The following is a 21,473-nucleotide window of genomic DNA, read 5'->3' as shown; positions in this document are numbered from 1 at the left end:
GGATGGGTGGGGGTTCAGCGGCGTTGACAGAGGGTAGCCCTGCTATAAGGTGGCGCGCCCTTTTCCAAGAGATTCCGAGGAGTTGACCATGGCCAACCCGACAGACCCCAAGCAGCTCGACAAGCGTACGGCCGAGCGTTACCTGCGCTCCGGCGCCGTGGACGAGAAGGCGTACCAGCGCCACATCGAGTCCCTCCCGGATGTCTCCGAGAAGAGCGTCCCCGTCGAGACGGTGATGCACGACGAGCTGGAGAACGACGAGGACGAGGACTTCGAGGACGACGAGGACGAGGGCGACGAGGACTCCGAGTCGGACGAGTGATGCCATGAGCGAGGAGAAGCGCGGAGAGACCTTCGTGATGCGGGGTGAGGCGCCCGAGGCGCCCATCACCTTCAGCACCTTCCTCATCGGGCTGGCGTCCAGTGCCCTCATCCACCTGGGGGAGGCGCCCAACCCGGAGACGGGCACGGCCGGCAAGGACCTCGTCCTCGCCCGGCAGAGCATCGAGTTGCTGGGAATGCTGCACGAGAAGACGCGCGGCAATCTCACCCCCGAGGAGAAGCAGCTCTTCGACAACCTCCTCGCCGATCTGCGCCTGCGTTTCGTGGAGGCCAACAAGCGGTGACGTCCCCCAACTCCCCCACCCCGCTCCTGCCGCGGCGCATCCGCTTCGCGGCGGCGGTGTGCCTCGTGCTCGCCGCCCTCACGGGCTTCTCGGCCCTCCGGGAGACCCTGGAGCTGGGCCACCTGGGGGAGCTGCGCGACGAGGTCAGCAACCTGTCGCGCTTCTCCCGAGATCCGGATGTGCTCGTCGCCGCGCACATCTCCGAGGCGCAGATCGCCGCGCTCGAGCCCATGCGCGAGGCGCGCTCGCTGGTGCTGGGGGCGCTCTCGGTGGCGTGCTCCTTCGCCTTCGTGGCCGCCGGCCGGCTGCTGCGGCCCGGAGGACTGCCCCTGGAGCGGATGCGCCGGGTGCTCTCCATCTCCGCCATCCTCGCCGCCCTGCTGCGCACCATCGACGGCGCGCAGTGGGCCGTGGTGGCCCGGCGCATCGGCCCCGTCATGGCCGAGCACCTCAGCACCCTGCCCGCCTTCCAGAATCCCCAGGCCGCCGCCCAGCTCAAGGCCATGCTGCCCGGCATCGCCGCGGCCTTCGCCATGGGCATGACGGCCCTCATCGCCGGCACCTTCGCCCTGCTCGGCCAGTACTTCCGCTCCGAGAGCGTCCGCCAGGCCATCACCGCCCAGGATGGCGAGCTGGCCGTCGAAGAAGAGGACTGAGACGAGGACGGACTAGGCCGCGATGCCGCGCAGCAGGTGCTCCAGCGGCCGCTCCGACTCCGGCTCCGAGCCGGTGAGCCCCAGCCGCGTCCCCGGCATGCGGTGCAGCTGCAGCAACAGGTCCCGCTCCACCCCGTACACCCACGCCAGGTGGCCCAGCGGCCAGCGCTCCTGCATCCGCGCGAAGGCCTCGTCGTCGAACTCCCCGTCCAGGCACTCGGGCAGCTCCACCTCGTCATAGAGCAGCCGCTCCCCGCCCACGTTCTGGCCTCCACCGAAGGCCATGACCTCCTCGTACTCCTGGGGGTCGTAGACGTAGGAATGGACGGTGAGGCCGGCCTCCTTGGACAGCAGCCGGGCGAGCGCCTGGTGCTCGCTGTACCAGTGCGAGCCCCGGCGCCCCGCGGTGTGGGGGCCGTCCAGGGCCAGCCGGACGACCTTGCGCTTGCGGTAGACGGACACCGTCAGCTGGGTGTCCGCCGGAGCACCGTCCTCGACGAGCGCACGCCGGGCCAGCTCCAGGAGCTTCAGGCCGCCCAGGGATTCAGTTCGGATGAGATAACCGCCGTGCGCTTCCAGAGGATGCCCCCCAAGTGGGCGCGCATATACCCGGGGTGGTGGGAGGAAGGCAACTCCCGGAGAGCCTGGAAGTTCGTGGAGGCTCCAAGCATCCAGGCTCACGCGACAAGTGAAATCTGGGTGGTCCCCCCGTTCTTGCCAAGGCTGCCCCGGCTCTTACGTTGGGGGCATGAGACTCGACAAGTACACAGTCAAGGCCCAGGAGGCCATCCAGGAAGGGCAGTCTCTGGCGCGCCGGGCTGACAACCCGAACTACGAGCCAGAGCATCTCGCGACCGCGTTGCTCGGGCAGAAGGAGGGCATCGTCGAGCCCCTGCTGCGCAAGATTGGCGTGGACGTGAAGCTGTTCGCCGGCCGGTTGGGCGAGGCGCTCCAGAAGCTGCCGCGGATGCAGGGCGGCGAGGGCGCGACGCTCAGCCAGCGGCTGCTCAAGACATTCGACAAGGCCGAGGACGAGGCCAAGTCGCTCAAGGACGACTTCGTCTCCAGCGAGCACCTGCTGCTGGCGCTCGCGCAGGACAAGGGCGCGGTGGGCGAGGTGATGAAGTCCTCGGGCGTGACGCGCGATCGCGTGCTGTCCAGCCTGAAGGAAGTGCGTGGCTCCAGCCGCGTGACGAGCCAGGACGCGGAGTCCACCTACCAGGCGCTGGAGAAGTACGGGCGCGATCTGACCGAGGCGGCACGCTCCGGGAAGTTGGATCCGGTCATCGGCCGTGACGAGGAGATCCGCCGCTGCATCCAGGTGCTGAGCCGGCGCACGAAGAACAACCCGGTGCTCATCGGTGAGCCGGGCGTGGGCAAGACGGCCATCGTCGAGGGCTTGGCGCGGCGGATCATCGACGGCGACGTGCCCGAGGGGCTGAAGAACAAGCGGCTGGTGACGTTGGACCTGGGCGCGATGGTGGCCGGGGCCAAGTACCGCGGCGAGTTCGAGGAGCGCCTCAAGGCCGTCCTCAAGGAGGTGGCGGACGCGGCGGGGGAGATCATCCTCTTCATCGACGAGCTGCACACCCTGGTGGGCGCGGGCAAGGCCGAGGGCGCGATGGACGCGGGCAACATGCTCAAGCCGGCCCTGGCGCGCGGTGAGCTGCACTGCATCGGCGCGACCACGCTGGACGAGTACCGCAAGCACATCGAGAAGGACGCGGCCCTGGAGCGGCGCTTCCAGCCCGTCATGGTGGGCGAGCCCAGCGTGCACGACACCATCAGCATCCTGCGTGGCCTCAAGGAGCGCTACGAGGTGCACCACGGCGTGCGCATCCAGGACTCGGCGCTGGTGTCCGCGGCCAACCTGTCCAACCGCTACATCTCCGACCGCTTCCTGCCGGACAAGGCGATCGATCTCGTGGACGAGGCGTGCAGCCGCCTGCGCATCGAGATCGACTCGATGCCCACGGAGATCGACGACATCCGGCGCAAGATGAACCAGCTGGAGATCGAGCGCGAGGGCCTGCGCAAGGAGACGGATCCGCACTCGGTGGAGCGGCTGGGGAAGATCGAGAAGGAGCTGGCCGAGCTCAACGAGCGCTTCACCGGGCTGAAGGCGCACTGGGACTCGGAGAAGAAGGCCATTGCCGGCATCCGCGAGCAGAAGGAGAAGCTCGAGAAGGCGAAGAACGACCAGGCGGCGGCCGAGCGCCAGGGTGACTTCAACAAGGCGGCGGAGATCAAGTACGGCGTCGTCCCCGGCCTGGAGAAGGAGATCGCCCAGCAGAACGCGAAGCTGGCCGAGTTGCAGAAGAGCCACAAGTTCCTCAAGGAGGAGGTGGACGCGGAGGACATCGCCGCGGTGGTGGGCAAGTGGACGGGCATCCCCGTCTCCAAGCTGATGGAGGGCGAGGTCCAGAAGCTGGTGCACATGGAGGACCGGCTGGCGAACCGGGTCATCGGGCAGCGCAGCGCCATCGAGGCGGTGAGCAACGCGGTGCGCCGGGCGCGCTCCGGGTTGCAGGATCCGAACCGGCCCATCGGCTCGTTCATCTTCCTGGGCCCCACGGGCGTGGGCAAGACGGAGACGGCCAAGGCCCTGGCGGAGTTCCTCTTCGACGACGACAGCGCGATGGTGCGCATCGACATGTCCGAGTACATGGAGAAGCACTCCGTGGCCCGGCTGGTGGGCGCGCCTCCGGGGTACGTCGGCTACGAGGAGGGCGGCCAGCTCACCGAGGCGGTGCGGCGCCGGCCGTACACGGTGGTCCTGTTCGATGAGATCGAGAAGGCCCACCCGGACGTCTTCAACATGCTGCTGCAGATTCTGGACGAGGGCCGGCTGACGGACAGCCAGGGCAGGACCGTGGACTTCAAGAACACGGTGCTGATCATGACGAGCAACATCGGCTCGCAGGCGCTGCAGGAGGGCATGCAGGGCAAGGAGGAGCTGGACGAGGCGACGCGCGAGGACGTGCTGGGGATTCTGCGCCAGCACTTCCGGCCGGAGTTCCTCAACCGCGTGGACGAGGTCATCCTCTTCGAGCCGCTGCGCAAGAAGGACATCCGGAGGATCGTCGAGCTGCAGGTGGCGCGGCTGCAGAAGCTGCTGAGCGACAAGCGGCTGACGCTGGAGCTGACGGAGAAGGCGCAGGACGTGCTGTCCGACCGCGGGTACGATCCGACGTACGGCGCGCGGCCGCTGAAGCGGGCCATCCAGAAGTACCTGATGGATCCGCTGGCGCTGAAGGTGCTCGGGGGCGAGTTCCTGCCCGGGGACCACATCGTGGTGGACGCGGGCAAGGACGGGCTGACGTTCGGCAAGGGCCAGGCGAAGGCCGCCTAGCTCCAGCCAGTCGCCGCACTCCAGAAGTCCCCTGGCTCCCCAACATCCCCTCTCCCCTCGGGAGAGGGACGGGGTGAGGGTATCGAGGGCTCCGGGTTGAACCCCGGGGCCCTTTGTCATGTCACGAGCCCGCTCGGCTGGTGTGGGCCCATTGACGCAAGGGAGCATCCGGCCGAGAGTCACCCCGTGATCCTCCCCCTGGTGGCCGCCCTCGTGGTGAGCCAGCCGATCGACCCCCCGCAGCCGGACGTGGGCGCCGCCACCCCCGACGCCGCCACGCCCGCCGTCTCCGAATCCCCCCCTGCCCCGCCTCCGGCGCCGCCCGAGCCCGAGGAGCCGGACCGGCGCAAGCAGACGGTCGTCACCGCCGCGCGCTCCGAGCGCAAGCTCGAGGACGTGGTGGTGGCCACCGAGGTCATCACCCGCAAGCAGATCGAAGCGGTGGGGGCGCGGGACCTGGGCCAGCTGCTGCAGCAACACCCGGGAGTGGAGCTCGTGCAGACCTTCCGGGGCACGGGCATGCGGCTGCAGGGCCTGGATCCCGAGTACGTGCTCATCCTCGTGGACGGCGAGCGCGTGAGCGGCCGGGTGGGCACCACGCTGGACCTGGGACGCTTCAGCCTGCGCGACGTGGAGCGCGTGGAGATCGTCAAGGGACCGGCCGCGGCCCTCTACGGAGCGGATGCCATTGGCGGCGTGGTGAACCTCATCACCCGGCACGTGCAGCGCCCGCTGGAGCTGGGAGTCCGAGGCTCGTTCGGCACGCTGCTGGAGGGCGACGTCCGCGCGAACGCGGGCACGAAGCAGGGCCCCTTCGAGGTGCGCGTGGGCGGCGGCTACCGCACGCGCAACCCCTACGACTGGGTGCCGGCGGACGCGGCGACGAGCGGCTCGGGCATCCGCCGGATCGACGGGGACGTGGCCCTCGCCTACACGCCGGATGAACGGTCGCGCCTGTGGCTGCGCAGCCAGTACACCTTCCGCGACGAGAACGCCGTCGACCTCAACCCCTCGGGCGCCGTGCTGGACCGGCGGCAGCGCCAGGAGCAATTCGATGTGTCGCTCGGCGGCAGGAACCGGCTCGCCAGCGACACCGCCCTGCTCGTCCGGGGACACTTCGGCCTGTTCCGCGATCAGCTGCAGCAGGACCAGCGCGGCTCGCGGGGGCTCGACGACTACACGCAGAACGTCAACCGGCTCTACGAGGGCGTCGTCCAGGCGGACCACCGGCTCGGCGACCATGCGCTCACCGGAGGCATCGAGGTGCTCGGCGAGCGGCTCACCTCGGCGCGGCTCGAGGAGAGCCCGGTGGCCCGCATCCGGGGCGGCGCGTTCCTCCAGGACGAGTGGGACGTGGCGCTGTCCTCGGACGGAGCCGGGCCGAAACTGAAAGTGGCACCGGGCTTCCGCTTCGACCTGGACTCGCAGTTCGGCGGAGCGCCCTCGCCACGGCTGGCGCTCAAGCTGGATCCGTCCCCGGCGGTGACGGTGCGCGCCTCGGTGGGACTCGGGTTCCGCCCGCCGTCCTTCCAGGAGCTGTACCTGCGCTTCACCAACCAGGGCATCGGCTACATCGTCGCGGGCAACCGGAGCCTCACGGCCGAGCGCTCCGCGGCGGTGAACGCGAGCGTGGACTGGCGGCCCCCGATCGACGGGTGGGTGCTCTCCGCGAGCGCCTTCCACACCCGGCTCACCAACCTCATCAACATCACGGCGGGAGGGGCGCCGGACCCGGACAACCCGGTGACGTTCAGCTACGAGAACGTGGCCAGGGCCTATACACAGGGCTTCGAGCTCAACGGGCGCTTCAAGCTGCCCATCCGGGCCACGTACCTGGACCTGGCGTACATGCTGCTGGACGCGAAGGATCAGACGCGCAACCGCCCGCTGGAGGCGCGCTCGCGGCACCGCGTCAACGCGCAGCTGGCCACGAAGTACCGCCCGTGGAACCTGGAGGCCACGGTCCGGGGCTCGTGGGTGAGTGGACGGCCGTACTACCTGGGCACGGACGGAGGCATGGCCAACGTGCTCGGCCTCGGCGAGGAGCGCGAGGTCTGGGCGCCCTCGTATTTCGATCTCGAGGCCCAGGTCACCTACAAGCTGCGGGGCGGGTTCGACGTCTTCGTCAACGGCTACAACCTGCTCAACGTGGGTGACCAGCAGTTCAACCCGCGCCCTCCGCGCGGCGTACTGGGCGGAGTCCAGTGGGAGTATTGAGCCAGAGGGCACGACCGAGGTGCCCTCCGCACCTACTCGTCGGAGTCGTCGGAGTCATCCTTCCATTCGTCCGTCTCCAACTCCTCCGGGAGAGGGGCGATCATGAAGTACAGCTTCCCTGACACCTCGACCACCATGAAGCCCTTGCCGGCGATCTTCACACGCTCGGAGTCCTTGGCCTTCCCACTGGCAAGCCATTGGTTCGCCTCTTCCCGCGTCGCGAACTCATGAGCGACCTCGACCGTGAAGTCGGTGTCGAAGCATGCCCTATGGAATTTTGCGAACTCCTCTCGCTTCACGCGGTCACGGATGTAGAGCAACGCAATCTGAGCAAGCCCGAATAACCTCCTCTCCTTCGAACCTTCTGCATGATTCTCGATGAAGGGGTTCAGAAAATAGATCGCTTCATCCAAATCAAATCCTGGAATGTCTGCCATCTCTGCACCAGACCTTCGGTCCGCTCACAGCGGGGCCAGAACCAACGCGCCACCCATCACAGCAATGACGTAAGGAGCGGCGACCATGCCCCCCACGATGACGACTGTTCCAATCGCTACCTCGGTCTTGTGCACCCTGATCCAGTCGAGAGCCGCGTCCACAGTTGGGAAATGGAGCTCTTTGCGCTGAGACTGTGACTCCTGCCGCTCCAGTTCCTCCTGCTCCTTGAGACACTGCATGAACACCTTGAGACATTCACTGGAGCAGTATTTGTGATGGTTTTCGGTATGCTTCTCGATACTCGGCTCCTTGGGCTTGCGCCTCCAGCACTTCTTGAAACACTGTTTCTCCATTTCGTTGCAGTAAGCTTCCGCGCCAGCCCCGCCCGTTCCGCTCTCGAGGTTCGAGCCCACTCCGCTCGCGTCCTCGGAAATGACGTAGACCCTTCGCTCTGGCTGCTGCGTGTGGGAGCATCCGCCACTGGCCACAGCCACGACCATCAGCAGAAACGTCCATTGCGTCAGGACGACTGACCTCATTGCACTCTCCCTCATGCCGCGCGGCCTTGCCTGCCTGCCCGCCGGCTCGGACGGTACCAGCCGCGAACACCTCCAGCCCGACAAGTTGCTCCTCGCGGCACGGACTGCTCACCGCTGGACAGGCCCCCTCCTCGCCTGGGAGAAAGTCACGGTGAGGATCGACATGCGGATGCGGATTCACGAGACGGTGCTGCTCCTCGGGCTCGCGGTGGCGGGCTGTGCACCCGACCTGCGCTCGGACTACCCCTTCGATGGTCAGACCAACAGCGGACCCCTCGTCGAGGTGACGGATCAGGAGGACGGAAGCTCCCACGCGCTGATCGACGCGACGAACAAGTCCGCCCTGGTCTTCTTCGACATCGACGAGGGCCGGGAGATGAAGACCGATGAGGCCTTCGACACCAATGCCTGGGATCTGTCCTTCCAGCGCTACACCATCACGATGAACGGCGGGGGCGGCAACCCCACCGGCCAGGTCCGCGTGGCGGTGCTCAAGAACACGCCCTGGGACTCACTCACGGCCGCGCCCGCCGAGGGCTACCAGCAGGATGCCTCGGAGCCCGTGTTCAGCGGCGTCGAGGGAGGCTGGTACTTCTACGATCTCTCCGTGCACCGGCTCACCCCCCGCGAGGAGCTGCTGTACGTGGTCCGCAGCAACACCGGGCAATTCTTCAAGCTGCAGATGCTCTCGTACTACGACGGCGCGGGCACACCGGCCCGCCTCTCGTTCCGCTACCAGCCCCTGCCTCCTCCCACCGCGGCGCCCTGAGCGGAGGGCGGCGCGGGAATTGTGGCCATCGGGGGCGCATGCGGGTCCTCCCTCCAGTCCCAGGAGTGGAGATGCGCTCAACGTCCGGTATTTCGATCGCGCCCCTGCTGTGCCTCGTCTGGATGGCTGGCTGTACCGACGAGCTACCCGAGGCCGAGGTCCTTCCCGAGTCCCCCAGCCCCGTGTGCGAAGGTGTGGCCCCTCGTACGTTGGACGAGGTGTTCGCCGCGCACTTCTCGGGACGACAACCGACGGGCTGCACCACGGCCTGTCACGAGCAGGGGCTCGGAGGCCTGACCTTCCGCGACGCCCAGGAGCTGTGGCGGGCCACCGTCAACCAGAGTTCCACCGGAGTGCCCACCCGCCGGCTCGTGGTCCCCGGCCGGCCCGAGCGCAGCCAGTTCTACCTCAAGCTGCTGCCAGACGCGCCGGGGCGGATGCCCCAGGGCGGGCCCTACCTCGATGAGGCGGCGCTGCGCGACGTCGCGGGGTGGATCTGCTCGGGAGCACCGGAGCCCTCGGGAACCGGTGGAACGGATGGGGGCGCGGACAACCCGCTGCCCCGGCTGGACTCCCTCACGCCCGCCTCGGTGCTGATGGGCACGGGCGAGGTGGGGGTGGCCCTGAACGGCGGAGGCTTCGTCTCCACCAGCCAGGTGCTCTTCGATGGCGTGCCCCTCGCTTCCACCCATGTGAGCCCGGAGCGGCTGGAGGTCCTTCTGGCTGCGGCCATCACCTCCGAGAGTGGCACCCACCGATTCCGGGTGAGCAACCCCTCTCCGGGCGGTGGCGATAGCGCCGAGCTCGAGTTCCTCGTCACCCACCCGGTGCCAGCCTCGAGCAGCCTCGAGCCCTCCAGCGTGGCCACCAACGGCGCGCCCTTCACCCTGACGCTCACCGGCACGGGCTTCACCCCCGCCTCCACGGTGACGTTCAACGGGGCCGACGTGACGACCACCTACGTGGGACCCACCACACTGACGGCCCGGATTCCCACCCTCGCCACGCCGGGCAGCTACCCCGTCACCGTGCGCAACCCGGCCCCCGGCGGAGGCACGAGCAATGGCCTCACGCTCACCGCCGTCACCTCGAGCGCCCCCACCATCACCGGGCTCGCCCCGGCGCGCGTGGCCGCGGGCACCGCCTTCACCCTCACCGTGACGGGCTCGGGCTACGTCTGCTCGCCTCCCGCCAGCCGCTCCACCGTCCTCTTCAACGGAGCCTCGTACACGGTGTCGACCTGCGCCTCCACGCAGCTCACGGTGGCGCTGCCCGCCACGCCCGCGGGCGACTACCCGGTGCAGGTGAAGAACAGCACGGGCGAGACGAGCAACACGCCCACGCTCCAGGTGCGCGAGGCCAACCCGGTGCCCACGCTCACAGCGCTGTCGCCGTCCCAGGCCGTTCGCGGAGGGGTGGCCTTCACCCTGCGGGCCACGGGGACGGGCTTCGTGTCCGGTGCCACGCTGTCCTTCAACGGCGCCGCCCGGAGCACCACCTCCGTGAGCCCGACGGAGGTGACGGCATCCATTCCCGCCTCGGACCTGGCCACCGCGGGCAGCTTCCCGGTGACGGTGACCAATCCCACGCCGGGTGGAGGAGCCAGCAACAGCCTCGGCTTCACCGTCGAGACACCTCATCCCGTGCCCGTGGTGTCCTCGCTGTCTCCCTGCGGGCTCGTGGCCGGTGCGGCGGGCTTCACCCTGACCCTGAGTGGCACGGGCTTCGTGGAGGGAGCGAGCGCCACCTTCAACGGAAACCCGGTGACGGTGACCTTCGTGAGCTCGGGTGAGCTGCGGGCCGCCATCCCCTCCTCGCTGGTGGCCACGGCTCCCACGGGGAACGCGGCGGCCGTCGTCGTCAGCAATCCAGCGCCAGGAGGCGGCCCCTCCGCCCCGGCCTACTTCGGGGTGGCCACGCGGGCCGCCACGCTGGCCAATGACGTCCAGCCCATCTTCACCGCGAGCTGCGCGAATGCCGGGTGCCACAGCAGCCCGTCCACGCCCGTCAACCTCACCGCGGGCCGCGCCTACGGCGAGCTCGTCGGCGTCCCCAGCAGTGGCTGCTCCTCGCGTCCCCAGGTGACGGCCTGCGGCCCGCTGCGCACCCAGAGCTTCCTCGTCGACAAGATCCTCGCCACCAACACCAGCCCCGCCTGCTCGGGCTCGCCCATGCCCAAGGGCTCTCCACTCACCGCCGCGCAGAAGCAGGCCATCATCGATTGGGTCGCCCAGGGCGCCCCTCCGTGAACAAAGAGAAGTCACCCATCCCACGCCCGTCGCCACCGCGACGAAGCGTGAGGAGCCATTCATGAGATAACGCGGTGGCGCTGTCAGCCTGGCTCTTCTAGAGTCCGTCAGATGAAGCCGCCCCCTTGCCACATCATCCTGGAGACAGCGCTCCATGCACTGAGGCCAGTAGCTGCTCTGGCTTCATCGGAAGTGGTCCGCGCTCCCTCCATCACGGCGGTGGCACCGTGACCATCTTCGACCGAATCATCGAAGCACAGGAGCTCCTCGGAAAGAATCGTGAAGACACGCAGTCTCCGAAGGAGCAGGAGTTGTTTCTCCTGGCCATCGATGCACTCTGGTTCATCTGGAGAGATGGCCGGACGAATGATTTCGAGGGTTATCGGAGGGATGCCGAATCCAAGGGCCCTGCCCGGGTGATTGCGGCCTTCAAGACGCGCGAACAAGCGGAGGCCTGGCTCAGCGCCAATCCACATCCGCCTGAACTGGCCTATGTCCTGATCGACGATGAATACCATGTCATCATGTCTTCTCGTGATGGCAAGCGCTGCTCGTTGGTCCCTCACCCGGACCTCGAATACCATCTCGAGGAGATGACGAGGGACGGCCTTCCGCCAGCCGTGGCCACGTTCGAAACGCGTGAAGAGGCAAGCGCCTGGTTCAACAGTCAGACCGCTCCTCCCGCTCAAACCGTCATACAGATTGGTGGCCAGCACTACCTGGCGGCGTATTACCGCAACATCCATCACCGCGCCCTCTTCCCCTTCTCGCTCGTCGAGAAGCTCCATGAAAGGCGGAGTAGAAGAAAACAGGAGGGGCGAGGAGAGGAAGAATAGAAGCACTGCTGCCCGAGCCTGGTCCTCCACCTGTTACCCAACCTGCCGCATCCGGGTCATGGGCCCATCTCCCTGGTAGCCTCCACGGTTTTTCGGAGGCAGGGAGATGCTCGACGAGAGGGATGAGCTTCTTGGGCCGCGCTTCGCGCCGGGAACGGAGGTGGCGGGCTTCACCATCGAGGCGACGATTGCCTCTGGCAGCTTCGGCACCGTGTACCGCGCGAGGCGGAGCGGACGGCCCTACGCCATCAAGCTGGTGCGCATTGATCCGCGAGGCGACCGGGAGGCGACCGCACTGCGTCTGATGCGGCACCCCAACGTGGTGTCCTTCCACGGCTATGGCCTCTGGCCAGAGGATGCTCCGCACTGGCTCGTCCTGGCCCTGGAGCTGGTCGAGGGCCTCACGCTCGATGCCTGGGCGGCCCGGGAGAATCCCTCCGCGCTCGAGCTGGTGACGCGGGTGTTGTTGCCCTTCGCGCTCACCCTCGCGGACGTGCATGACGCGGGCGTGGTGCACAGGGACATCAAGGAAGCCAACATCATCGTTCGCGAGGCGGACGGGCAACCGGTGCTGGTGGACTTCGGCGCGGCGGGCATCAAGGAGGGGGCGCCGCGTCTGACGATGCGGCTGCCACCGGGCACCGCCGAGTACCGCAGCCCCGAGGCGTTGCGCTTCGCGAAGCAGTGGGAGGGCGAGCCCTACCCCTTCTCGCCTGGAGACGACCTGTGGGCGATGGGGGTCGTCATCTACGCGCTGATGACGCGCACGCTTCCCTTCGGAGACCGGAGCCATCCGGGGTTGAACCGGGCCATCCTCGAGACGACACCACCCGCTCCGCACGTGCTCAACCCACGTGTCCCCGTGGCACTGAGCGAGTTGTGCATGGGGATGCTGGAGAAGGACCCCGAGGCCCGCTACCCGGATGCACGGGCGCTCGCGGAGGACCTGGCGGAACAGTGCACCCAGGCGGACAAGAGCTGGCGCACACGGATGTTCCCGGAAGCCAGTCAGGACCCGCAGCCTGCACCCGCCCCGGCGGCGCCCCGACGCAGGGTCCCCGGGCGATGGTGGGTTGCCGGGCTCGTCCTGGCCACGGCGCTGGGAATGTCCGGAGTGTTTTCTCTGCTTGCTCCATGGTGGCAGCCATCCTCGATGGAGAGCCCTCCTGACCAACGCAAGGAGTCTCCCTCCCCGACTCCACCGCCGCAGGTCATTCCTCGCCAGGAATTGGCGCCAGACGGGCTGACGAGAGAGGTTGGTGACGGCGCGGCACCCGGGAAGTCATCCACCCCCGCGCCCGCCGCCACCGCGACGAACCGAGAGGAACAGTCCATGACGAAATCCAAGACGACCAAGGCCCTGCTTGCCGCCGGCTGCATTGCCGGGTCCGCTTGCGTGAGTGGTCCGCAGCATCGGCAGCCTCCGAAGCCGGCGGACTGCCCGCCCGGCGCCGACGCAACCATCAGACGACTCAACATCCTCCCGCTCACGATGGAACGCATCATCATCCATCCATTTGATAACGACTACTCTGATGCCTGGGTTTCGGAGGGGCCTGTCACTGGCGAGATCCTCCCCCCCTGGGGAGCGTTGCCCGGACACACCCACATCTACGGCGAGCTGTTTTTCGGCGAGGGCCGTGTCTACGGCCGTTTCACCCGGGTTCGCCTGCCTGATGGTGAGATGGCTCCGATTTGCCTGGAGATGAGGACCACGAGGGGACGCGGTATTGCCATGGAACCCGGCAGCACGTCCAAGAAGGCCCGTGTCTCCAACATCATGTCCGTCGAGCACGTCCTTCACTTCCAATAGACCCGTGCTGCAAAAGGCTGCCCGTGCCCTCCCCTTCCTTCATCCTGCTTCTCGTGCTTCAGCAAGGAACACCGCTGATCCAGCCGCCCATCGACGCGGTGTGCAAGCAGTTGCAGCACGTCGAGCTTGCGTTGGTACCTGTGGCAGCGGCCCCGGAAATCTGCATCAGCCCAGGACTCATGACGAACTTCGTCTTCGACTCGCTCGTGAAGGTGGAGTTGCAAGACGAAGTACGCTTCCAGGAGCTGACACGAGGGCGCAGCACGCTCAGCCTCCTGCCCCCACCAGACCTGGTGAAGGGCGAGCGCCTCCGGCTGACAGCAACGCTGGGGGAGGGCTCGACCCAACAGCGTGTCACCTTCTCGCTGGTCGGCTACCCGGGACGCGCCACACACCAGGTGGAGGTGTACCGCGACGAACGCCCCCGAGAGGCCCTGCTGCTCGAAATAGCTCAGGAGCAGGCAAAGACCCGGCAACTGCTCGACGAGCTCGAGCGGACACGAGACAGGCTCGTTCAGCTACAGGTCAGACTCGAGCAGTCGAGCGGGCTGCTGGGCCTGATCGCCAACCAGATGCTCAGCAAGAAGGGCGTTGAGTGCCAAGAACTCAAGAAGAAGGAGTTCGTCCGCTCCGAGGGGGTACTGACCTATGAGTGGGGTTTCGGCTACCGTTCGGACAAGAGCATGGCAGCGGAATTGTGGCTGAAGAACTCGAGCCCAGAGCCCTGGACAGCCGCTGTGGGCTCGCTGGTGGACGCCCAGGGCCATGAGGTAGGGAGGATGAAACTCCGGCAGGAGAATCCCATTGGGCCCAACAGCGAAGGTTCGGTCATCTTGGAGGTGGACGCACCGCGGACCGAGGGCCGTGGCGAGTTGACGCTGTGGCTGAGGGATGAAAACTCACGCGGAATCACCGTGCACGGTTTGACGTTCCCGTAGAAGGAGGGGGAGGCGGCACCCTGGCGGCCTTCCTCGCGTGTGTGATGGCCTCGGTGTGTTCCTCGCGCAGAGGGTTCTCTCGACGGAGTCGGCGCACTCTGCGCTCGGCATCCTCCAACATTTCCCACGCCTCGCGGGCCTGCCGAGGAAAGAGGTGGAGGGACTGCACGTAGAGGCAGGTGACGTGGACGCGCATGCCCAGATCTCGGAAGCCGAGTTGTCGCAGACGACGAAGCCACCGGCCAAACTCCTTCCACGGCATCCTGTCACCGTACGCCTCGGTCAGGAGGGTATTCGCAATAACGCGCTGCACCGCGAGGCGCTGCGCAGCGGTCTTTGCCTTTTGGAGCCAGTGCTTCTCCAGCTCGAGGAGTTCGCGCTTGCATCGCTCATAGGGCGCCTTCTCCTTGAGCAACTCCAAGTAGTGATGATCGAGATCTTCGCTGAAGGTTGAAGAATGTTGCTGGCGTGAAGTCTTCATGTGGTGTGCAACCCCGCATGCCCGAGCCTCGAAGCCGCCTCGCGCGCCGCGGCGCTCTGTGGATCTCTCTCGAGCACCCGCCTCCACGCCTCGCGGGCCCGTTCACCCCGGCCCAGTTTCTCGAGACAATCACCCCACGCCAGCAGCGCGCCCCCACCCTGCCCCTGGTACGGGTGCGCCGCACCGGCCTCGAAGTGACGCGCGGCCTCCTCCAACCGCCCCGCAGCCAGCGCGATGTGCCCGAGCATGAACAGCCCGTTCCTCGTGCTCGCCACCCGCCGCGCCAGCTTCAGCCCCGCCCTCACCTCGTTCCCCGCCTCGTCGTACCGCCCCAGCGCCAGCAACGCCGCGGCCCGCGTGAAGGCCACCTCGCTCCAATACACCCGGGGAATGTCCTCACGGTTCAACCGCTCCAGCGTCTCGAGCGCTTCGGCCCCCTTCCCGGTGTGCGCTTGAATCCACGCCCGCTGCATGAGGATCGCATGCCGGAGCAGCGGCTCCCCGGCCGGTGACTCCTCCACCGCCCGGAGCCGCTCCCGAGCCGCCTCCCACTCACCCAGGTTGTAGAGCGCCTCGCAGAGGTTGAACCGCGCCAGGGCCTCCTCCTCGTCGGCTCCCTGCGCCTCCGGGTCGTCCACCTCCTGGGGCTCCCACCGCCGCTCCACCTCCAACGCCTCCTGGTAGAGGCCCGCGTTGATGAAGGTGTTGATGGCCGTGTTGGCGAGACTCCAATCGCCCACGCTCCTCGCCTCGTCCGCGAGGCGCCGCGCCCCCTCGACGGCCCGTGCCGTCTGTCCGAGCGCCTCGCGGGCATGCACCTGGAGCTGCCGCAGCGACCGCCACGTCAACTCATCGGCCCCCAGCATCCCGATGGCCCGGGTGAGGCGGAGCGTGCCGCGATAGGCCCCCCACTGGAAGCTGCACGCCTCCGCCAGCGCCAACAGCGCGCCGATGAGCGGCTGCCGCAGCAGCACGGCAATCACGGCGAGAAGTGCGAGGGCGAGCCAGGGCATGGGGTGAACCGGGCCAGCCTACCGTGGGAAGCCCGGCCTCCACAGGCGTTCCCGCTCCGCCCCCGGGGACGTATCCTGCGCCCCGGAACAGGGCCTCCCTTCCAAGGCCCGGAGTCGGACGGACACGCCATGGCAGGCGCACGCAACGGTCTCGTGGGCATCTGGGATCGCCCCTTCATCAACCTCGAGCCCTACCTCGACCTGGCCCCGCTCGCCTCGCTCGATGACGAAATCTGCTACGCGCTCGCCCAGGTGGGCACCAGCTACACGGGTGGCAGTCACAAGGCCATGGGCATCGTCCCGCCCTCGCTCGCCGAGGACCCCTACATCGACTACGGCCAGGTCATCCGCGGCTTCTCCGAGAAGGAGTTCGCCACCTTCGTCTCGCTCGGAAGCGACCCCGGCGCCTTCGACGCGCGCCGCCGCCATGCGTACGAGTTCGGCGAGGAGCGAGACCACCCGCTCACCCGCGAGCAGATGCGCTTCCTCGAGTTCAAGCACGGCGTCTACTTCCCCTGGAAGGTCTTCTACGAGCTCGTCCCCGGTGGCTACTGGAGCGAGAAGAGCACCAGCGCCGGCAAGGACTTCACCCGCGAGGCCCGCCTCTACTTCCCCCGCACCGTGGCCTTCGTGAAGTCCCTCCCCTTCCAGGAGATCGGCCGCTGCACCCTGCTCGGGCTCAACGCCAACGACCACGGCACCGTCCACCGCGACGGCGAGCCCGAGGACCAGACCGCCCCCGACCACTTCATCACCGTCTGCCCGCGCGGCAACAAGCGCCTCTACCTCTGGAACGAGGAGCGCCAGGAGAAGACGCACGTGGACGGCCGCGCCTACTGGTTCAACGACTTCGACTACCACGGCGTCGAGGCCGCCCCCTTCTTCCGCTACTCACTGCGCGTGGATGGCGTCTTCACGCCCGCCTTCCTCGAGCAGCTCCAGCGGGACCATGCTCCTCAAGGGGAGCGGGATTCCTCCTCGTAGGCCACCGGCGGCGGCACGCGGGACGTGGCCCTCCACCGGCACGTGGGCCCGATGAGCGTGAGCGCCCCCTGCGCCGCCAGCGCCAGCAACGAGCGCAGCGCCTCCGAGCCTCCCCGCGCGGGCGCCCCCAGCGGCACGCTGAAGCACAGCGACTCCTCGTCCTGCTCGGGCTCGCAGGGCGCGAGCGTCTGGACGAGCTTGTACATGGGCACGTTGCCCGCCAGCACCCGGAAGTCGAAGCGCTCCACACCCCGCTCGCGCGCGGCCTCCACCAGCCTGTCCAGCAGGAGCCGGCCGAGCCCCTTGCCCTGCGCATCGTCCACCACGGTGATGGCCACCTCCGCCACCTCGGGAGCGTGCGCCAGGCGGAAGAACCGGGCCACCCCCAGCCCCATCTCCTTCCCCCCCGGGCTCCACGTCACCGCGCCGATGGCCACGTGCCGCTCCCCATCCACGCTCGTCAGGTAGTTCAGCTCCTCCGCCGACAGCCTCGGCTTCGCCGACAGGAACCGCTGGAAGCGCGAGCGCGTGGAGAGCCGCTCGAAGCCCTCTCGCAACAGCGCCGCGTCCTCGGGCCGGACCATCCGCAGCTCCGCCCACGTCCCGTCCGACAGCGACAACCGTTCTCGATACTGAGAATGGAAACGACGGTACGGCTGCATGCGGACCTCCCCCGTGGTCCGCGCAACCTGGGTTCGATGCCGCAGCGCGGCAAGCCGCCCCCTCGCCTGTTCCTCTCGGATGGAAGCCAGCCGACAGCAGGTGCGTCCACGCCAAGTGATTCCAGGCGCTTACCGGGGCGTCCGGTGTAGCATGCCGGTCCTCATGGAGCTCCGCCCCCTCTACCTGCCCGCCTTTGGCGCGATCACCACGGTCGTGCTCCTGCTGCTCCTGCGCGCCGGACAGCGGCTGTTGTCTCCCGCACACACCGTCCGCGCGGACATGGAAGAGGGCCACATGGCCCATGCGCTCGTCCAGGTGGGCCAGGTGCTCGGACTGTTCCTCATCTCCGGCTCGGTGGTCGCCGGGTGCGTGCAGGGCGAGAGCATCAGCCATGACGTGCTGTGGGTGTCCGCCTATGGCCTGGCGGCGCTGGTGCTGCTCGTGGTTTTCGGACACCTCGGCGTGCGGGTGCTGCTGCGCGCGCGGCTGGCGGCCGAGGTCGAGCGCGGCAACGTCGCCGCCGGACTCGCCGCCGGCTCGCACTACCTCGCCACCGGCATCCTCCTGTCGCGCTCGGTGTCCGGCACGGACCTGAGCACGCTGGGCGTGGTGCTCGTCTTCGTCGTCATCGCCCAGGTCACCCTGCACCTGTTCGTGATGCTCTTCCGCACCCTCACCGCCTACGACGACGCCGAGGAGATCCTCGGGGAGAACCTCGCCGCGGCCCTCAGCTACGCGGGCATCACCGTGGCGCTCTCCCTCATCATCGGCCACGCGGTGGAGGGCACCTTCGAGGGTTGGGCGGTCTCACTGCGCGGCTACGCGCTGGCGCTCGTGTTCGCCCTGGCGCTCTACCCGGTGCGCCAGCTCTTCGTTCAGACGCTCCTGCTGGGCGCGCGCTTCACCCTGCGCGGCGGCCGGTTGGATCAAGGCATCGCCGCCGAGCGCAACCTGGGCATGGGCGTGCTGGAGGCCGTCTCGTACCTCGCCGCCGCCTTTCTGGTGACCCGGCTGGCATGAGCACGCCGCCCCTCACCTACGAGGCACTCGCCGAGCACCTGGTGCGCACGGGCCTCGTCACGGACCCGTGGCTGGAGGGCGCGCCCCGCTTCCGCGCCGAGCCCCTCCTCCTCCCCCGCGAGCGACAGGCCGCGCTCTTCCGGGCCGCCGAGGACGTGGCGGCCGTCTACCACGAGCTGGTGCTGGCGTGCGCCGCCTCGCCCGAGGTGCTGGACGGCTTCTTCGCCCTCACGCCCGGGCAGAAGCTCATGTGGCAGGCGTCGCAGCCCTTCTGGCACGGCTTCGCCCGCGCGGACGTCTTCCTCACGAAGGACGGGCAGCTCGCGGTGTGCGAGCTCAACAGCGACACGCCCACCGGCGAGGTCGAGGCCGTGCTGCTCAACCCGCTGGTGCAGCCCGCCTGGCCGGGCACGGTGGACCCCAACACGCAGCTGGGCGAGCGCATGTGCTCCCTGGTGGAGTCGCTCGCGGCCCGGCTGCTGGTGCCCGCGCCCGAGCAGCTCTCGGTGGGCATCCTCTACCCCACGGAGATGCCCGAGGACCTGGGGCTGGTGCGGCTCTACCGCCAGTGGTTCGAGGCGCGCGGGTGGACGGTGCACCTGGGCTCGCCCTTCAACCTCACCCCGGGGCCGGACGGGCGGGTGCGCCTCTTCGGCGAGCCGTGTGACGTGCTGCTGCGCCACTACAAGACGGACTGGTGGGGCGAGCGGCTCCCCGTCTGGGACGACGAGGAGCCCTTCGAGGACATGGTGCCGCTGGCCGGCCCGCTCTCCGTGGTGCTCCAGGCGTGCCTGGAGGGCCGGTGCGTGGTGGTGAATCCCTTCGGCGCCGTGCTCACGCAGAACAAGCGGGCCATGGCCTTCATGTGGGAGCGGCACGACTGCTTCTCCCCCCGTGCACGCGCCACCATCCGCGCCCACATCCCGTACACCGTGCGGATGGAGACGCTCCCCATCGAGGAGCTGGCGAGGGATCGGGAGGCGTGGGTGCTCAAGTCCGACTACGGCGCCGAGGGAGACGAGGTGCTGGTGGGCCGCTTCACGCCCCAGCAGGAATGGAATGCCGCGCTGGTGCACGCGGTGCCCGGCCGCTGGGTGGCCCAGCGTTACTTCGCCGCCGAGGAGACCGCGGGCGGAGAGATGATCAACCACGGCGTCTATGTGATCGCGGGCGAGGCGGCCGGCCTCTATACCCGCGTGCAGCAGGGCGCCACCGACACGCGCGCGCTGAGCACTCCGGTGCTGGTCACTCCGTGAAGGGAAGGAAGACGAGACGATGAGCAGCGAGACCGACCCGAACCCCTTCCACCGCAAGGTGATGACCCGGCAACCGGGCCTCGTCGGCGCGCAGTGGTGGAACGAGGGCCTCTCGGCGATGAGCGACCCCGTCTCCCGGCGCAGGGCCCTCCAGGCGCTCGCGGTGTTCGGCGGCGCGGTGGCCGTGGGAGGCTTCGTGCTCGCCGGCTCGGGCGAGGACGAGTACCTGGAGCTCCACGACGCCCTGCAGATGCAGCGCGAGCGCGGGTGGAACTTCGGCGCCACGGGCGACAGCCTCACCTTCGCCAACCCGGTCAAGGTTCCCCTCAAGCCCGAGGATCTCAAGTCACTCGCCACCGAGATGACGCCGAGGCAGGACGCGCTCAAGCCCTTCTACCAGGCCACGCTCTTCCAGTCGATGTCCTCCAGCTCCGCCGGCTCGCTGGCCCTCGCGCTGCGCCCCATCTTCACGCCCGAGATGGACACGGCGTTCAAGCAGGGCCAGGCCCTGGCCGCCCTCTTCGCGGAGCAGCCGGAGACGGCGCGCGCCACGGCCGTGCTGGTGGACCTGCCCGGCCCCGAGGCCATCGCCTTCGCCACCGCCCTGGCCGAGCGCTTCGAGCCCGTCTTCACCTTCGACAACTGGCCGCACCCGGTGGGCGTCGTGCCGGCGCACCTCACGCTGGCCGCGGCGACGTACTACCAACCCACGCTCCGGGGGCTCGCGAACAAGCGCACGCTCCCCGCGCCTCCGGTGTTCGTGCTCGATCGTCCGCGGCTGGCGCCCTACGACGACCAGGAACGGGAGTTCGACAACCGCTACATGGCGCGCATGCCCTCCGCCGAGCAGCTGCGCAAGCTGGGCATCCAGCACGTGCTGTACGTCGTCCCCGGCGGGAAGGGGCAGTCGCAGGAGCTGGACGATCTCAACGAGGACTTCGTGGCCTGGCGCACCGCGGGCCTGGACGTGAAGCTGGTGGCGGCCAAGGACTTCCAGCCCGAGCCCGCCCCGCCCGCCGTGGCCACGGGCCCGGGCACGGGCACTCCCGACGGGGGCACGCCCATGGACGGGGGCACGCCCATGGACGGGGGCACCTCCGCGATGGCCGCCGCGAGCCTCCCCCCGGCCCGGCCCTATGCGGGCACCGACGCCGGCACCGACGCGGGCACCGACGCCGGAGCCACCGCGCGCACCGCCTCGGACGGCGGAACCCCGGGCCCCGTCGCGGCGGGGACGGCCTCGGGGACTCGCCCCTGGTACTACGGGGGCTCGCGCACGGCGCACGACTCCTTCTGGTTCATCTACCCCTGGGGCCGCACCCGCATGAGCACCGGCCTGGTGCACGGGCTCCCCTCGGCCGGCATCCTCTCGGCGAAGGACGTGCCCCAGGTGCCCCAGAATGTCTCGAAGGGGTATGCCTATGAGCCGAAGCGGCGCACCACGATGTTCTCCGCCATCCCCCGCGGAGCCACCGGTGCCTTCCGGCCCTTCCCCGCCGGCTTCGGCAAGGTGGCCATGCGGACGTCGAGCAACAGCCGCGCCATCCTCGGCCCGGCGTTCTCCTCACGCAGCTCGTGGAGCCGATCCTCGAGCTACTCCTCCTCGGGCGGGTGACAGGAGCG

General features: G+C 68.5%; 20 protein-coding genes. 15 read left to right on the top strand and 5 right to left on the bottom strand.

The features are described 5' to 3' along the window. Positions 1–88: 88 nt before the first annotated feature. The 3 genes from AC16DP_RS00305 to AC16DP_RS00295 are packed head-to-tail and all read left to right on the top strand — an operon-like array spanning position 89 to position 1,282. Positions 89–322: a hypothetical protein gene (locus tag AC16DP_RS00305; RefSeq protein ID WP_329727602.1), complete on the top strand. Its 234-nt coding sequence runs from the start codon at positions 89–91 to the stop codon at positions 320–322. A gap of 4 nt (positions 323–326) precedes the next feature. Beyond that, a complete protein-coding gene (locus AC16DP_RS00300; RefSeq protein ID WP_329727601.1) occupies positions 327–626 on the top strand; it encodes a DUF1844 domain-containing protein in 300 nt (99 codons plus the stop codon). Next, positions 623–1,282 carry a hypothetical protein gene (locus AC16DP_RS00295; RefSeq protein ID WP_329727600.1) on the top strand — a complete coding sequence of 220 codons (660 nt, stop codon included), beginning with the start codon at positions 623–625 and terminating at the stop codon, positions 1,280–1,282. The genes AC16DP_RS00300 and AC16DP_RS00295 overlap by 4 nt, the downstream gene beginning before the upstream one ends. Before the next feature lie 12 nt (positions 1,283–1,294). On the opposite strand, the gene AC16DP_RS00290 is transcribed toward AC16DP_RS00295, so the two are convergent. Continuing rightward, positions 1,295–1,963, bottom strand: a complete 669-nt coding sequence (locus AC16DP_RS00290) for a hypothetical protein (protein ID WP_329727599.1) — start codon at positions 1,961–1,963, stop codon at positions 1,295–1,297. A 67-nt stretch (positions 1,964–2,030) separates the two neighbouring features. Between AC16DP_RS00290 and clpB the strand changes: the two genes are divergently transcribed. After that, entirely contained in the window at positions 2,031–4,634 is a 2,604-nt protein-coding gene (gene clpB / locus AC16DP_RS00285) for an ATP-dependent chaperone ClpB (RefSeq protein WP_329727598.1), read from the top strand. 186 nt (positions 4,635–4,820) lie between these two features. Continuing rightward, entirely contained in the window at positions 4,821–6,851 is a 2,031-nt protein-coding gene (locus tag AC16DP_RS00280; RefSeq protein WP_329727597.1) for a TonB-dependent receptor plug domain-containing protein, read from the top strand. A gap of 32 nt (positions 6,852–6,883) precedes the next feature. Here AC16DP_RS00280 and AC16DP_RS00275 read toward each other — a convergent pair whose 3' ends face one another. Continuing rightward, a complete protein-coding gene (locus AC16DP_RS00275; protein ID WP_329727596.1) occupies positions 6,884–7,264 on the bottom strand; it encodes a hypothetical protein in 381 nt (126 codons plus the stop codon). Between the two features lie 48 nt (positions 7,265–7,312). Then, complete coding sequence (locus AC16DP_RS00270) at positions 7,313–7,828, bottom strand: hypothetical protein (RefSeq protein ID WP_329727595.1); 516 nt, start codon at positions 7,826–7,828, stop codon at positions 7,313–7,315. A gap of 151 nt (positions 7,829–7,979) precedes the next feature. Here AC16DP_RS00270 and AC16DP_RS00265 point away from each other — a divergent pair, with 151 nt between their 5' ends. The 6 genes from AC16DP_RS00265 to AC16DP_RS00240 all read left to right on the top strand — a co-directional run bounded on the left by AC16DP_RS00265 (position 7,980) and on the right by AC16DP_RS00240 (position 14,887). Then, the gene (locus tag AC16DP_RS00265) at positions 7,980–8,597 is read left to right on the top strand and encodes an HmuY family protein (RefSeq protein WP_329727594.1); all 618 of its coding nucleotides are present in this window, start codon (positions 7,980–7,982) and stop codon (positions 8,595–8,597) included. A 71-nt stretch (positions 8,598–8,668) separates the two neighbouring features. Continuing rightward, entirely contained in the window at positions 8,669–10,846 is a 2,178-nt protein-coding gene (locus AC16DP_RS00260) for an IPT/TIG domain-containing protein (protein ID WP_329727593.1), read from the top strand. 227 nt (positions 10,847–11,073) lie between these two features. Next, a complete protein-coding gene (locus AC16DP_RS00255) occupies positions 11,074–11,682 on the top strand; it encodes a PH domain-containing protein (protein WP_329727592.1) in 609 nt (202 codons plus the stop codon). A 106-nt stretch (positions 11,683–11,788) separates the two neighbouring features. Next, entirely contained in the window at positions 11,789–13,495 is a 1,707-nt protein-coding gene (locus AC16DP_RS00250) for a serine/threonine protein kinase (RefSeq protein ID WP_329727591.1), read from the top strand. A gap of 23 nt (positions 13,496–13,518) precedes the next feature. After that, positions 13,519–14,433 (top strand): DUF2381 family protein, encoded by a 915-nt coding sequence (locus tag AC16DP_RS00245; protein WP_329727590.1) that lies wholly within the window; start codon positions 13,519–13,521, stop codon positions 14,431–14,433. 55 nt (positions 14,434–14,488) lie between these two features. Beyond that, positions 14,489–14,887: a hypothetical protein gene (locus AC16DP_RS00240; protein WP_483956597.1), complete on the top strand. Its 399-nt coding sequence runs from the start codon at positions 14,489–14,491 to the stop codon at positions 14,885–14,887. A 23-nt stretch (positions 14,888–14,910) separates the two neighbouring features. Here the strand turns inward: AC16DP_RS00240 and AC16DP_RS00235 are convergent, their stop codons facing one another. Beyond that, positions 14,911–15,927 carry a tetratricopeptide repeat protein gene (locus AC16DP_RS00235; RefSeq protein WP_329727588.1) on the bottom strand — a complete coding sequence of 339 codons (1,017 nt, stop codon included), beginning with the start codon at positions 15,925–15,927 and terminating at the stop codon, positions 14,911–14,913. A 129-nt stretch (positions 15,928–16,056) separates the two neighbouring features. Here AC16DP_RS00235 and AC16DP_RS00230 point away from each other — a divergent pair, with 129 nt between their 5' ends. After that, positions 16,057–16,911, top strand: coding sequence for a hypothetical protein (locus AC16DP_RS00230; protein ID WP_329727587.1), 855 nt, complete (start codon positions 16,057–16,059; stop codon positions 16,909–16,911). On the opposite strand, the gene AC16DP_RS00225 is transcribed toward AC16DP_RS00230, so the two are convergent. Then, positions 16,884–17,573: a GNAT family N-acetyltransferase gene (locus AC16DP_RS00225; protein WP_329727586.1), complete on the bottom strand. Its 690-nt coding sequence runs from the start codon at positions 17,571–17,573 to the stop codon at positions 16,884–16,886. The two genes, AC16DP_RS00230 and AC16DP_RS00225, sit on opposite strands and share 28 nt — an antisense overlap. Before the next feature lie 163 nt (positions 17,574–17,736). Here AC16DP_RS00225 and AC16DP_RS00220 point away from each other — a divergent pair, with 163 nt between their 5' ends. The 3 genes from AC16DP_RS00220 to AC16DP_RS00210 are packed head-to-tail and all read left to right on the top strand — an operon-like array spanning position 17,737 to position 21,465. Beyond that, positions 17,737–18,594 carry a DUF350 domain-containing protein gene (locus AC16DP_RS00220; RefSeq protein WP_329727585.1) on the top strand — a complete coding sequence of 286 codons (858 nt, stop codon included), beginning with the start codon at positions 17,737–17,739 and terminating at the stop codon, positions 18,592–18,594. Then, positions 18,591–19,850 (top strand): glutathionylspermidine synthase family protein, encoded by a 1,260-nt coding sequence (locus AC16DP_RS00215; protein ID WP_329727584.1) that lies wholly within the window; start codon positions 18,591–18,593, stop codon positions 19,848–19,850. Before AC16DP_RS00220 ends, AC16DP_RS00215 begins: the two co-directional genes overlap by 4 nt. A gap of 19 nt (positions 19,851–19,869) precedes the next feature. Further along, positions 19,870–21,465, top strand: a complete 1,596-nt coding sequence (locus tag AC16DP_RS00210; protein WP_329727583.1) for a hypothetical protein — start codon at positions 19,870–19,872, stop codon at positions 21,463–21,465. Positions 21,466–21,473: the final 8 nt, after the last annotated feature.

It is taken from the genome of Archangium sp. (assembly GCF_057119385.1).
Note: the sequence above shows the minus strand (reverse complement) of the source record. Positions and strands in the feature narration are given on the sequence as shown.

What these genes read in the sequence shown, in the direction of transcription:
- AC16DP_RS00305 (WP_329727602.1), top strand. Translation starts at nt 89, where the DNA reads ATGGCCAACCCGACAGACCCCAAGCAGCTCGACAAGCGTACGGCCGAG.
- AC16DP_RS00300 (WP_329727601.1), top strand. Translation starts at nt 327, where the DNA reads ATGAGCGAGGAGAAGCGCGGAGAGACCTTCGTGATGCGGGGTGAGGCG.
- clpB (WP_329727598.1), top strand. Translation starts at nt 2,031, where the DNA reads ATGAGACTCGACAAGTACACAGTCAAGGCCCAGGAGGCCATCCAGGAA.
- AC16DP_RS00270 (WP_329727595.1), bottom strand. Translation starts at nt 7,828, where the DNA reads ATGAGGTCAGTCGTCCTGACGCAATGGACGTTTCTGCTGATGGTCGTG.
- AC16DP_RS00260 (WP_329727593.1), top strand. Translation starts at nt 8,669, where the DNA reads ATGCGCTCAACGTCCGGTATTTCGATCGCGCCCCTGCTGTGCCTCGTC.
- AC16DP_RS00250 (WP_329727591.1), top strand. Translation starts at nt 11,789, where the DNA reads ATGCTCGACGAGAGGGATGAGCTTCTTGGGCCGCGCTTCGCGCCGGGA.
- AC16DP_RS00235 (WP_329727588.1), bottom strand. Translation starts at nt 15,927, where the DNA reads ATGCCCTGGCTCGCCCTCGCACTTCTCGCCGTGATTGCCGTGCTGCTG.
- AC16DP_RS00230 (WP_329727587.1), top strand. Translation starts at nt 16,057, where the DNA reads ATGGCAGGCGCACGCAACGGTCTCGTGGGCATCTGGGATCGCCCCTTC.
- AC16DP_RS00225 (WP_329727586.1), bottom strand. Translation starts at nt 17,573, where the DNA reads ATGCAGCCGTACCGTCGTTTCCATTCTCAGTATCGAGAACGGTTGTCG.
- AC16DP_RS00220 (WP_329727585.1), top strand. Translation starts at nt 17,737, where the DNA reads ATGGAGCTCCGCCCCCTCTACCTGCCCGCCTTTGGCGCGATCACCACG.
- AC16DP_RS00215 (WP_329727584.1), top strand. Translation starts at nt 18,591, where the DNA reads ATGAGCACGCCGCCCCTCACCTACGAGGCACTCGCCGAGCACCTGGTG.
- AC16DP_RS00210 (WP_329727583.1), top strand. Translation starts at nt 19,870, where the DNA reads ATGAGCAGCGAGACCGACCCGAACCCCTTCCACCGCAAGGTGATGACC.